We start from the raw sequence: 12972 nt of genomic DNA, 5'->3' as shown, positions 1-12972 counted from the left end.
AGGCTGGAAATCTAGCTCGGGACGATGCACGGTCAATGCATTGGAGGAGTTGAGCGGCGCAATTTTCTGACTGGATAAAAAATGCAACCGGATTGTCGGATTCAAAACATCTCCAACGTCCTTCGGACGCAAGCGGCTCGGCGAAGCTCGAAAAGGTCGTGCCGTATCAACGCTTCCGGCATGGGAGAAAATTGAAATGAGCCTTCCCTATCGTTGGGTTATCGTCGCGGCTGGCGCGCTGATGACCTGTGTCGCTCTCGGGGCGATGTTCTCGCTGGCGATCTTCCTCGAACCGATGGCGCTCGACACACAATGGTCGCGCGCCGGCATATCGAGCGCGATGACGCTGAACTTCCTGGTAATGGGCCTCGGCGGCTTCGCCTGGGGCGCCATTTACGACCGTTTCGGCGCCCGCATCGTCGTCATGACCGGCGCCGTGCTGCTCGGCCTGGCGCTGGTGCTGGCCAGCCGCACCGGTTCGCTGCTCGTTTTCCAGTTGGCCTACGGCGTGCTCGTCGGCCTCGCGGCAAGCGCCTTCTTCGCGCCGATGATCGCGCTGACCTCCGCCTGGTTCGACACGAACCGCAGCCTCGCCGTCTCGCTGGTCTCGGCCGGCATGGGCGTGGCGCCAATGACCATCTCGCCCTTCGCGCGCTGGCTGATTTCGGCCTACGACTGGCGCACCGCGATGTTCGACATCGGCATAACGGCGTGGGTGCTGCTACTGCCGGCCGCGCTTCTGGTGCGCCAGCCACCCAAACCCGCTGCCGAAGGCGCTGCCCCAAGCGTTGCCGCCGAGGGTGCCGGCATGACTGTTCCGCAGGCGCTGCGCTCGCCGCAATTCATCGTGTTGGGACTGACTTTCTTTGCCTGCTGCGCGGCCCATTCCGGGCCGATCTTCCATATGGTGAGCTATGCGATGCTGTGCGGCATCGCGCCGATGGCAGCGGTCAGCATCTACAGCATCGAGGGCCTGGCAGGGCTGGGTGGCCGGCTGCTTTACGGCGTGCTCGCCGACCGGCTGGGCGTCAAGCCGGTGCTGATCACCGGGCTGGCCATACAGGCCGTGGTTATCGCCGCCTATCTGGCCGTCAGCGAGCTTGGTCAATTCTACACGCTCGCCGTCATCTTCGGCGCCACCTATGGCGGCGTCATGCCGCTCTATGCGGTGCTGGCGCGCGAATATTTTGGCCAGCGCATCCTCGGCACCGTGTTCGGTGCCGTAACCATGCTGTCCAGCCTTGGCATGGCTTTCGGCCCGCTCGCCGGCGGCATGGTGTTCGATGCCTATGCCAGCTATTCTTGGCTGTTCATCGGCTCGGCCCTTGTCGGGCTTGGTGCGATGGCGATTGCGATCGCCTTCCCGCCGCTGCCGCGCAGGGAGTTGCAACCGGCTTAAAGCAGGATCGACGAAAAAGGGCGGCCGCTTGGATGGCAAGCGGCCGCGATCCTGGCAGTGGTTGTTCGGCATTATGAAACGCGAATTGCTATGCCCGCAGAGGCACTACTTCGGCGCCATCAAGCGTGTAGCGCGCATAGCGGAAATCGCGAATTCTCGCCAATCTGTCGCCCGCCCATTCCAGCAGGATAAAGTATTTTGGCCCTCCGGCCGGGTCATCCCGATCGATCACAAGAATGGCTGGGTGCCGATCGACCTGGCCTGGAAGCAGTTGCCAATCGTGGATACCCGCGTAATTGTGGAAGTATCGGCCCACTTTCGCGCGGCCGCTCGCCCGGAGCCGGTTGACGAGGTCAAGCCGCACGTCTTCGGCCAACATGTCGCGGATCGCATCGAAGTCGCGGGCGTTGAACCGATCTACGTAGGCTGCCAGACGCGCCCGCTCGGGCTCGGTCAACACCGGCACAGGCCGATCGTCAGGCTGGCCGGCGACCTCGCGCAGGCGCAGACGGCCGCGATGCAGAGCGGCTTTCACCGCCGGAACGCTGCTGTCGATAATGTTGCCGATCTCTTCGATCGTATAGCCGAGCACATCCATGAGGATGACGCTGCTACGCTGCGCCGCGGGCAGCCGCATGAAGGTCTGCAGGCTTGCGGCTGCAGTGTGACGACCCTCGGCCGACATACCGGGGTCAGGTATCATGTCGATATCGTCGACGGCATGCGCGGCATCCGCCCTGGCGCGACGGCGCAGGTGGTCGAGCGCGGCATTGTGCGCGATGCGGAACAGCCAGCCCTCGACATTGGCTATCGGCCCGCTCCCGGGGAACGCCTCGAGCGCCTTGACCGTAGCTTCCTGAACGACATCCTCGGCATCGATCACCGAACCGGTCATGCGGGCGCAGTAACGGTGCAGTTTCGGCCGCAATTCGCCGAGCAGCCGGTCAAATGGCTCCCGTCCTTCTGGCGTGCCGATTGCGGATCCGGTCATCGCACAAGCGTCGATTTCATGCGTATCTCCCAGGCAGGGCGCCCGCCATCGCGGGCAGCGTCCTATAGACGCTCGACGATGGCAAAAGGATTCGGTCGAAAAAAACTTTCTTTAGCTGGAATCCTTTGGTGGTGCCTCCGCGTCACTGGATCACGGGCCCGCGAGACTGGCGGGCCATCTGTTCAAGCCGGAGGCGTCATAATCATGAGCAAGCAAAGTGCGGGGTCAACGAAGGTCTGGGTTCTCGCCCTCACGTCGATAGGCTCCTTGATGGTCGTTCTCGATGCGATGGTCGTGGCGACCGCATTGAGCACGATGCGGGTCGAACTCGATGCCTCGCTGGAGACGCTGCAATGGACGATGAACGCCTACAATTTGAGTTTTGCCGTCCTGCTTATGACCGGGGCGGCGCTCGGTGACAGGTTCGGCCGCCGCCGCATCTTCATCGCCGGATTGGCGCTGTTCGTCGCAGCGTCGGTTGCCTGCGCGCTCGCTGGAAATGCCGGATTGCTGATTGCGGCCCGCGCGGTTCAGGGCGCGGGTGCCGCAATGGCATGCCGCTGGCCATGGCGCTGCTGAGCGTCGCTTTTCCTCCGGAGGAACGAGGCAAGGCGCTGGGTATCTTCAGCAGCATCACCGGCCTGGCGCTGATCATCGGTCCGATGGCCGGCGGTGCGATCTCCGAAGGCCTCTCCTGGCACTGGATCTTCTGGCTCAATGTTCCGGTCGGCATCGTTCTCATCCCGCTGGTGCTGCGTCGGATTCCGGAGAGTCACGGGCCGGGCACGGCAATCGATGTCCTCGGCGTCGTCCTGGTAACTGCGGCGGCATTTGGAGTGGTCTGGGGTCTGATGCGCGGCAACATCGTGGGCTGGAGCAGCTCTGAAGTGCTGTCGGCGCTGACGGCCGGGCTGCTTCTCGCCATCGCATTCGTCCTTTGGCAGTTGCGTACCCGTGAGCCCATGCTGCCTTTGCGGTTTTTCCGGGCGCGCGCATTCTCCTCGGGCGTAGGTGCGAACTTCCTGCTCTGCGCCGCCATGTACGGCCTCGTATTCCTGTTGCCGCAGTTTCTGCAGTTTTCCCAGAGCCGTGGGCCGCTCGGCGCCGGCATGGGATTGCTGCCCTGGACCGCCACGCTTTTTGTGGTCGCACCGATCGCCGGCAGCCTGATCAACCGCGTCGGTGAGCGCTGGCTTGTGGTGGCCGGATTGATCCTGCAAGCGGCCGGAATGGCCTGGCTGGCGCAGATCGCAGCACCTGATTTGCCCTACATCCAGCTCGTCGCGCCGCTGATCATTACCGGCGCAGGCGTATCGATGGCCATGCCTGCCGCGCAGAACGCGGTGCTCAATGCGGTTGCGCGGCCGGAGGTCGGCAAGGCTGCCGGCACGTTCAACACGTTCCGCTTTCTTGGCGGCGTATCTGGGATCGCGATCGCCGGTGCGGTGTTCGCCGGGACCGGAAGCTTCGCGTCCACCGATGCGTTCAGTGATGGCTTCACCTCGGCAATCGACGTCTCCGCTCTGCTCTCGCTCGCCGGTGCGCTCGTCGGAATGGGGCTGCCGGAGCGTCGCACAGTGGCGCTCGCGAACGCGAGCAAGGAGGCGTAACCCGGAGGCGGGAAGCTTGCGCGTGAGTGGGTCCCGCGAAGCAGCCCCTCCTTCAACACGCCTTCCTATTGGCCCGGCGGATGCGAGGGTGCCGCTCGCTATGAGGTCCCACAGCTGGTCGGCGCTCAGGTGCCTGGGGGATCCATCATAGGCCACGCGTCCGAGGCTGAGGACCACGATCCTGTCGGCCAGCGCCCGCACCGTGGAGAGATCATGCGCGACGAGGATGACGCCGGTGCTGCCGGCGGCGATCGAGCGGACGAGCTTCGCGGCGGCGGCGAGCATGTTGCATCGCAGCACCCCTGCCGCCGAAATTGGTCGGCCAAGGCAGGGTGTGAAAATCGTCAAAAATGGACAATTCGGGCTGGTTCCTGCTGTTTCTTGTGCTTTATTAGTAGCGTCTCACGTTCCTGTTTCAAATGTGTCAACTTTTTGTGTTGCGTTGCACAATGGTGGCCCTATTCTGGGTGAGGGGGGCGCTACCGATTGGAAATGCGCCGTGAACGACGCCGCCATGTTGACCGATTGGCAGTTTCGCCGTCCCGCCGGCGTACGCCGCTAATGGGAAATGCGCGCGACACCCAATTGGACGCGCTGAGGGCCATCGCCGTGACGATGGTGCTGTACGCCCACTTCTTCGCGGCCGGAGGATCCTCGTTCTGGGGCCATATTGGCGTGCGCCTGTTTTTCGTGCTGAGCGGCTTTCTGATCACGCGACTGCTGCTGGAAGCCAGAGCGGCCGCCGAATTCGAAACCGGACCGGCGCTGAAATCCTTCTATATCAGGCGGGCGCTGCGGATATTCCCGCCTTATTTCGCCGTGCTGGGTTTCGTCTGGCTGGTGGACCTGGAGCAGTCCAGAGGGTCGCTGGCCTGGCATGCGCTCTATCTGTCGAACTTCTGGTACGCATCGCAGAATGAATGGACGCCCTGGCTGCTCTGCCATTTCTGGAGCCTGAGCATCGAGGAGCAGTTCTACATCGCCTGGCCGCTGATCATCCTGCTGGCGCCGCGCCGGCGCCTGGAATCGATCTGCATCGGCGTTATCGCGCTGTCGCTGGCCTATCGCTTTTATTGGCCGATCGCGGGAACGCCCAGCCTGGCGCGCGACCTGCTGCCGCCGGCGTCTATGGATGCACTGGCGTCAGGCGCGCTGCTCGCCGCCTACCGGTCAAGAGCTGCTGGCTTGCCGCAATGGCTTCGAGTTGGCTGGCCGGGGCTCGCTGCGGCGTTTTTCGTTCTGCAGTGGTTTGCGCCGACGCCTGCAAATCCGGTGCAGGAATGGGGCCTCTGGCTGCTGTTGCAGATCCTGCCTGTCGCGCCGCTGGTGGTCATCGTTGCAAGCTGTTCGAGGGGCATTGGCGGGCGCGCCGGAAAACTTCTCGAACTGCCGCCGCTGCTCGGTTTTGGCCGCATCAGCTACGGCGTCTATCTCTACCATCCCATAGTGCTGGCGCTGGTCGTCAAATCACAGCCGTGGATCCCGCTCAACGTCTCCGAGCAAGGGCCGGGGCGGTTCCTGTTGGCGGGAACGGCAACGCTCATGCTGGCTTCGGTCTCGTGGCTGCTTTTCGAGAAGCCACTCAACAGCTTCAAGCGCCACTTCCCCTATGTTGCTCGAAGAGGCCCAGGCGCCGCCCCAGCAGGCATCGACGTGGGCAATGCCGGATGGCTTGCGGCCGGAGCATATCTGGGTGGACCGCCTGATCGCCCCTCACGCTTGCCACGCAAGCTGCAACGAACCGATCGGGGCTGATCATGGCTGCTCCCTTAGTCTCCGTTCTGCTGCCGATCTACAACGCGGGACCTTATCTGGCAGCTGCGCTGGGCAGCACCCTGCGCCAGGATTACAAGCATCTTGAGGTCATCGCCATCGATGACGGCTCGACCGACAACTCGCTGCAGATCCTGCGGAAATACCGCCAGGCCGACAGCCGCATCTCGATCGTCTCACGCGAAAACCGCGGCCTGATCGCAACGCTGAATGAAGGCCTGGCCATGGCCCGCGGCGATCTGGTCGCCAGGATGGATGCCGACGACATCGCCTATCCCCAACGCCTGTCGCGGCAGGTAGCACTGTTCGACCAGCAGCCTGACCTCGCTCTATGCGGCGCAAGCTTCGACACCTTGCTCGGCAACCGCATCGTCAGGGGGGCGCCCGATCCGATATTCCAGGACAATAGCCTGCGCATATTGTCGATGTTCTTCACGATCTTCATGCATTCAACGATCGTTTATAACCGGAAGGTCATCGAAGACGGCGTTCTACATTATGACGAGAGCTACAAGCACGCCGAGGATTTCGACCTGTTCAGGCGGCTGACCGATCGCTACCCGGCAGCAATGATCCCCGAAAACCTCATCGCCTATCGTATCCATGACGACAGCGTGACCAACAGGCACAAGCGCGAAATGCGCAGGACGCATTTGAAGATCGTCGCCGAGAACCTAGAGCGCGAAGGGCTCGTACAAGAGACGCAGGACCTCCGCGCCATCGGTGAGGTCCTGTCGATGGAGACGATTCGCCGTGCCGCCGAATGGATCCTCGCGCTGGAAGAAAGGATAGCCGCGCTTCCGGTCGAGACGAGGCCGAGCTACCAGGCCGGCACGCTGAACCTGTTCTATTTCCTCTATCAGCTGATAGCGGGAGAAAGACAGCCGCTGCTGATGCACGAATTCCTGACACGGACGGCGAAATGGAAACTCATCCGGCGCCGCGAGCAGTACGTGTTTCGCACCGGTGCTTTCGCGCCGCGCTTCAGTCTCGTCTCGATGTCGGTCACCAGGCAGGTGGATGCCTTGTCGCGGTATCTGCAGTCCGTGCCGGCCGCGGCGGTTTTGCCTTCGAACCAGTTGAGCTAGCAGCCCATGTTCGTCAAATCGCACCAGTTCCAGCAACGCGGCCGCTCGATGATGCCGGCGGCCATGTCGCCGCGGCCGCAGCAAGGACCGGTGCCGGCGGTCAGCTTCATTGTCTGCACCCGCGACCGTGTCGCCGTACTCGAGCCCTGCATCAGCTCGATCCAGGCCGCGTGTCGTGCCCATGCCGACTTTGCCGCCGAGCTGGTGGTTGTCGACAACGGCTCGACCGACAGCACGGCCAAACGGCTGGCCAGCATCGCCGAACTGTCGGACATCCCGTTCACTGCCATTTGCGAGCCGCGACCCGGATTGGCGGCCGCGCGCAACGCCGGGCTGGAGCGGGCGCGGGGCCGCGTGCTGGTCTTCGTCGATGATGATTGCGCGGTCCACAAGGATTATCTGCGCGATCTGCAGCGGCACTATGCGGCCGGCGAACGGGTCATCCGCGGTGGCCGCGTCGAGCTTGGCGATCCCCGCGACCTGCCGTTCACCATCAAGCGGTCACCGGTGCGCGCGCGGCTCACGCCGGATGTCCATCCTGGTGGCTTCGTGCTCGGCTGCAATATGACGATGCACCGCGATGTTGCCGCCCGCATCGGGCGTTTCGACGAACGCTTCGGCGCCGGCGGCCCGCTGCGCTCGGCGGAAGATACGGACTATCTCGTCCGGGCGGTGCTGCTCGGCATTCCGGTCGAATACGTGCCCGACATGACCATCTATCACCATCACGGCCGGCGCGACCGCAAGGCCATCGAAAAGCTGCATCGCGATTACAGCATGGGCAATGGCGGGCTTTGCCTGAAGCATATCCGCCACGCGCCGTGGCTGCTTCGGCATTTCTACTGGTCGATGAGGGCAGCCTTGCGCGAACTGAGGAAAGGCCCGCTGTTCGACCGTGAACTCAAGCTGTCGCACTGGCCGATCATCGGCATGAATCTGCTCGGCGCGGCCAAGTTCGCGGTGCTTTTGCTGGCGAAATCGCCAAAGACAACGGAGATGCGACAGGAGCAACAGGCAAATGCCGAGGCGAGGTGATCCGCTATCATGCGACTGATGCCGCCCAGCCTGCCGATGCTGCGTCGCGCGCTCGGGCAAAAGCAGTTGCGCCTGCTTCCGGCCGTGGTGGTGCTCGGGCTGCTCAGCGCGGCACTTGAAGGCTTCGGTATCGGCCTGATCATCCCGTTGCTGAACATAATCATGGGGCAACAGGGGCAGACCGGCATGGCCGGCTTTTCCGCCGTCTTCCAGCATGTCGGAGCGAGCCTGAGCGAGCGCGACCGGCTGATCGTCATATCGGTCGCCATCCTCGGCTCGATCGTGCTGAAAAATCTGTTCGCCTACGCCAACACGCTGCTGACCACCTTCATCTACGGCAAGGCCAGCCATTCGATCCGCAGCGCGCTGTCGGAGCAGCTGTTGCGGGTAGGCTATCCATTTTTCCTGCAGCAAAGCCCTGGACGGCTGCTCAACATCATCTCCAACGAATCCTGGCGGGCCTCGGATGCCATCCAGATCACGCTGGGTGCAATCGTCAACGCATCGGCCGCGATCATCCTCCTCACCTTCCTGCTGCTCCTGTCGTGGCAGATGACGTTGCTGGTCACGCTGGGCCTGGCGCTGGTGCAGGTCGCGCACGCCATGCTGTCCGCCAATCTGAAGGCGCCGAGCCGCAGCGTCGCCTCCCGTAACAGCCAGCTCGCCTCGCAGATGCTGCATCTGGTGCATGCCGGGCGGCTGATCCGCATTTTTGGCCAGGAGCAACGCGAGAAGGCGGCATTCGACCAGGCGTCGGATGCGGTGCGCCGGGCGGCGTTCGTGCTTTTGACCCGTCAGGGAGCGTTGCCGCCGCTGACCGAGGTTCTGCACGCCATGCTGTTCCTGGCGGTGGTGATCGGCGCCTGGTTCGCCAATGTTTCCTTCCCGCTGATCGTCGCCTTCGTCATCCTGCTCTACAGGCTGCAGCCCTATATGCGGTCTTTGCAAATGGCCTGGAGCCAGCTGCAGGGCCTGAGCGGATCGCTTGAAGAGGTGACGTGGATGCTGGACCCATCCGGCAAGCCCCAGCCGCCGCAAGGTGACGCGGCGTTCCCCGGGCTCAGCCAAGGCATCAAGTTCGAGGACGTCACCTTTACCTATTCCGGCTCGGAGCAGCGCGCGGTGGTGCTGCATGCGGCGAGTTTCGATATCCGCAGCGGTCGCTCGACCGCGCTGATCGGCCGGTCGGGCGCCGGCAAGACGACGATCGTCAACCTTTTGTGCCGCTTCGTCGAACCGGATAGCGGCAGGATCCTCGTCGATGGATCGCCGCTGGACCGCATCGACCCCAGCCAGTGGCGAAAGCACATTGCACTTGCCAGCCAGGAGCTGGAACTGGTCGACGGCACGATTTTCGAAAACATTGTCTACGGCCAGGACGCGGTCTCGGCCGACGATGCCGAGCGCGCGGCAAAACTGGCCGAAGCGCATGGCTTCATCGAGCACCTGCCGCAAGGCTACAGGACCGTCGTCGGCTACCGCGGCGTCAATCTCTCGGCGGGACAGCGGCAGCGGATCGCACTGGCCAGGGCCCTGGTGCGCGATCCCGATATTCTCATCCTCGACGAAGCCACCAATGCGGTGGACGGACTGTCGGAAGCGGCGATCGTCGAGACGCTGAAGTCGCGCGCCGGCCGCCGCACCACCATCGTCATCAGCCATCATCGCAGCACCATCTCGTTCTGCGACGACGTTGTGATCCTGAGCCACGGCCGCGTGAAAAAGCAGGCACCCTTCGCCGCGCTGGCGACGCTCAGTATGGACGAGCTTTACCAGCACGAGGCGCTGGAGGGCTGAGGGCGACCCCGCTGCGCGCGCTGTGAGGTCGTCTCGAATGTCAAGCTAGGTCAAGCATCTCAGGGGTGAGGAAGACCTCCGCCATGCTTCTCGGGAGGATTTCTAGGGTGATGAGTGATCCCGAGCTTACCCGCTTTCGATCTGAAGCATACAGAACCAAGGGTCCGCCTGCCAAATCCAGCAATGGCAGGCGGACCCTAATCAGCGCATGAAGGGACTGATTCTGCGCCGATGTCTCCTCGAGGAGGTGACGCCATCAACTGAAGACGGGCGCAGTTGTTCCCGAAACTGCCTGTGCACGGGACCATTGCGCAGGCAGGTCAGACTTAGGTCCCTGCGAACGGGCATCGCTGGCTGTGAGTGAACATCGGATCGGCTCGGTGGTAGCGAAACTTCGTCCGGAGATGGATGCAGCCATCGGGTTCCGGGGCATGCGGCTCGGCGCTGATCATGGGCGTCGATCGATCCCCGCACGGCTGATGCGGAGGGCGCTTGCATTCCCTGCGGAATGCGCATCCAATCCGGCGCCAAGTGAAGTTGTCCAGGCGGTACAGGGCCCAGCGGTCATCAAGCTGTTGCTAATATGCAGCACAGGCAGCGCTCTATGAACAGCGTCGCTTGGAACCGCTACCTCCGGCCAACCGTTGGTGTCACAATGACAAAATAAAAAAGTGAGGCTGACGATGGACCCGCGGCAAAACAACACGTTGGAGATCTGGTGTCTTGCAGCCGTTCCGCTGTCACTGCTCCTTACGGTGCTATTAGCCGGATTTATTCTTTAGCCGAACCCAACGAGGCGGGCTTGGCCTTCCTGCGAACGTCGCTTGGCAATCAGCGGCAAGATGGCGTCCGGCTATTTTTTGGGAGCCGTTACCAACTGGATTTGTCGCTCGCCGGGGGCGCTGTTGCGCGCAACCACGACCCGATCGCGACCCTCACCCTTGGCCTCGTAGAGCGCATGATCCGCGGCATTTGTGAGTTCGGCCCAGCCCGCTCCGTGGTCGGGGTAAGCGGCCACCCCGAACGAAACGGTAACAGTGCCCAGCGTCCTGCCTCGATGCGCCAGGTGAAGCTGTCTGATTGCCTGGCGCAGCGCCTCCGCCCGCTCAGCACCCTCTTCAAGCGAGCACCCCGGCATCACAAGGGCGAATTCCTCGCCGCCATAGCGCGATACGACATCGCTATCCCTGGCATGCTCGATCAAGGTGGCGGCAACTTGCTTCAACACCAGGTCACCGGCCTCGTGGCCGAACGTATCGTTGAACTGTTTGAAATGATCGACGTCAAGCATCATGACGACCAATGGCTGACCCGAGCGCTCCATTCGGCGCAGTTCACGGCTGCTGGTCTCCTCGAGATAACGCCTGTTGAACAGACCGGTATTCGGATCGCGGATCGATTGCTGCCGCAGCGTCTCGCGCAGGCGCAGATTGGCCAGCGCCAATGCCAGCGTGTCGACGACGCCGCGCAGGATCTGCTGCCTTTCAGCGAGCCATTGCGGTTTGTCCGCCGCATTCGGTTCACACAAATGCAAGATGCCCAGTGTTTCGCCTTGCGCCGCCAGCGGCATGCAGACGTAACCCTTGCCGCCATTCTCGGTGATATGGGCGCAACGCGGCGACAACATGCCCGGGCCGGCGACATGCTCCTGGCCGCGCCGCAACGCCCAGCAGTCTTCCGGCGCAAATTGGCCAGCGCTCGACCGGACGGCGCCCCAATGCGCTACCTCTTCCACCAGGTTACGCGAGGCGCTGGTCAGGTGGACGGTTCCGCTTAAGCCGCCGAGGAACTCGGCCATGGCGGTGCCGACCACTGAAAACGCTTCAGGAAACGTAACGCAGGCCTGCAGCAGCTCCCCCAGCTTCACCAGACGGGACGTTGTTTCCGACTTCTCGTGCAATTCGCGGTTCAGCCCCGCCAGCTGATTGGCACGCTCGTTCACAACGCTCTCCGCGCGGCGCAGTTCGCTGATGTCGTTGAGCGTGAGGACGAGGCTTCCGTCCGACTTGCTGAGCGGACTGCAACTCGCGATCACCGGCAAATGCGAGCCGTCCAATTTGGTCAAGCGCACTTCGCCCTGGTGTTGGCGGCCCGAGGTCAAGGCCAGCTCGATGGGAGACGTCCCGGCGGCGAATTCGTCGCCTTTCGGATCACGTATCGTCATGACCGAGCGCCACTCCTGGCCGACGATCTTGTTGGCGCGCCGCCCGATCATCGAGACCGCCGCGGGATTGACGCTGGCAATCCGGCCATCACCGTCGAGGACGGCAATGCCTTCAGCCGCCGTCTCGACGATATCCTCGATGTGGGCCCGCGCCGATTCCAGCTCGGCGGCCATCATGTTGAAGCCGTGCGCCAGCTGCCCGAACTCATCTTTGCCGGTGTAGCTTACACGCGTCATGGCATTGCCTTTGGCCAGCGATTCCATGCCTCCCATCATGCCAGAAAGGCCGGTACCGAAACGACGCAGCAGTACAGCGGCGAATCCCGCCGCAACCAGCATGGCGGCTGTCGCGCTGAGGCCAACCAACCAAAGCATGTTGCTGGTGCGCCGTTCGGCATCGCCTAGCAACGGGTCGTATTCCAGGAGCACGGCACCGATGATCGTGTCCTCGGGATGTTCGATCGGAACGACCAGCATGTCGTTGGCCTCATGAGCATCCTCAAACCTGCGGGAGATGCCATCTTTCAGAGTCTGGCCGACTTCATCGCCGGCGTCGTGATCGAACTTGTCGCCGACCTTGTGGTCCTCGTCGGAAGCGTGGGCCAGAAGGACCTTGTTGCGATCGACGATCAGGAAATCCCTGCGCGAACCATGGTGCTGATGCTCCAAAAACTCCCGGAGCGCGTCGGGTCGGTCGAACAGCGACGGCGCCCCATCGGATGACCTGAACACGATCGTGTTGGCCAGTTCGCGCGCGACATTGGTCGCTTCGGTCAATCCCAACGCCCTGATCGCCGCCATCTGCGTAAAAATCGCAACGCCGCCGACCACCCCGATCAAAGCCGCGGCGGCCATCATACTGAGAAGGATCTGGCTTTTGATGCGCACGTCACAGGCCCACTGAGAACGACAGCATCATAGATGCCCGATCAAGCCAGCATTTCATTTCCCGCCTTTTATTACCAAATGCTTATCAACGTCCTAACAATTAGCCTGCCCGAAGGCCGGGTTTCGATCGGGTCGGTACGCGGCGCTTGCCCACCGGACCCGGTGCGAGGCTGCACATCTGACCTCGCACAGCCCCGGTACGTTTCTTACACAATCTCTGATTGGTG

Annotated in this window: 9 protein-coding genes and 1 pseudogene; 8 read left to right on the top strand and 2 right to left on the bottom strand. The window is 62.8% G+C overall.

Annotated elements, in window-relative coordinates:
* Positions 1 to 196: 196 nt before the first annotated feature.
* Positions 197 to 1399: an MFS transporter gene (locus NKJ12_RS24920; RefSeq protein WP_352705681.1), complete on the top strand. Its 1203-nt coding sequence runs from the start codon at positions 197 to 199 to the stop codon at positions 1397 to 1399.
* An 88-nt stretch (positions 1400 to 1487) separates the two neighbouring features.
* Here NKJ12_RS24920 and NKJ12_RS24915 read toward each other — a convergent pair whose 3' ends face one another.
* Entirely contained in the window at positions 1488 to 2390 is a 903-nt protein-coding gene (locus NKJ12_RS24915) for a sigma-70 family RNA polymerase sigma factor (RefSeq protein WP_352705678.1), read from the bottom strand.
* 18 nt (positions 2391 to 2408) lie between these two features.
* On the opposite strand from NKJ12_RS24915, the pseudogene NKJ12_RS24910 reads away from it, so the two are divergent.
* From NKJ12_RS24910 to NKJ12_RS24880, 7 genes and pseudogenes are all read left to right on the top strand, one after another.
* A pseudogene (locus NKJ12_RS24910) lies at positions 2409 to 3406 on the top strand (MFS transporter); the annotation flags it as partial.
* A 21-nt stretch (positions 3407 to 3427) separates the two neighbouring features.
* A complete protein-coding gene (locus NKJ12_RS24905) occupies positions 3428 to 4000 on the top strand; it encodes an MFS transporter (protein WP_352705714.1) in 573 nt (190 codons plus the stop codon).
* Between the two features lie 226 nt (positions 4001 to 4226).
* The gene (locus NKJ12_RS24900; protein ID WP_352690348.1) at positions 4227 to 4562 is read left to right on the top strand and encodes a hypothetical protein; all 336 of its coding nucleotides are present in this window, start codon (positions 4227 to 4229) and stop codon (positions 4560 to 4562) included.
* Positions 4562 to 5755 (top strand): acyltransferase family protein, encoded by a 1194-nt coding sequence (locus tag NKJ12_RS24895; RefSeq protein ID WP_352690345.1) that lies wholly within the window; start codon positions 4562 to 4564, stop codon positions 5753 to 5755. The genes NKJ12_RS24900 and NKJ12_RS24895 overlap by 1 nt, the downstream gene beginning before the upstream one ends.
* Before the next feature lie 2 nt (positions 5756 to 5757).
* On the top strand, positions 5758 to 6861 hold the full coding sequence (locus NKJ12_RS24890; RefSeq protein ID WP_352705676.1) for a glycosyltransferase family 2 protein: 1104 nt from the start codon (positions 5758 to 5760) through the stop codon (positions 6859 to 6861).
* Between the two features lie 48 nt (positions 6862 to 6909).
* The gene (locus tag NKJ12_RS24885) at positions 6910 to 7896 is read left to right on the top strand and encodes a glycosyltransferase family 2 protein (RefSeq protein ID WP_352475738.1); all 987 of its coding nucleotides are present in this window, start codon (positions 6910 to 6912) and stop codon (positions 7894 to 7896) included.
* A 9-nt stretch (positions 7897 to 7905) separates the two neighbouring features.
* Positions 7906 to 9693, top strand: a complete 1788-nt coding sequence (locus NKJ12_RS24880) for an ABC transporter ATP-binding protein (protein ID WP_502905729.1) — start codon at positions 7906 to 7908, stop codon at positions 9691 to 9693.
* 853 nt (positions 9694 to 10546) lie between these two features.
* Here NKJ12_RS24880 and NKJ12_RS24875 read toward each other — a convergent pair.
* Complete coding sequence (locus tag NKJ12_RS24875) at positions 10547 to 12745, bottom strand: sensor domain-containing diguanylate cyclase (protein WP_352705674.1); 2199 nt, start codon at positions 12743 to 12745, stop codon at positions 10547 to 10549.
* Positions 12746 to 12972: the final 227 nt, after the last annotated feature.

This window comes from Mesorhizobium sp. M0195 (assembly GCF_040322115.1).
Lineage (GTDB): Bacteria > Pseudomonadota > Alphaproteobacteria > Rhizobiales > Rhizobiaceae > Mesorhizobium.
The sequence above is the reverse complement of the archived record's forward strand: the minus strand, read 5'-3'. Positions and strand labels throughout refer to the sequence as shown.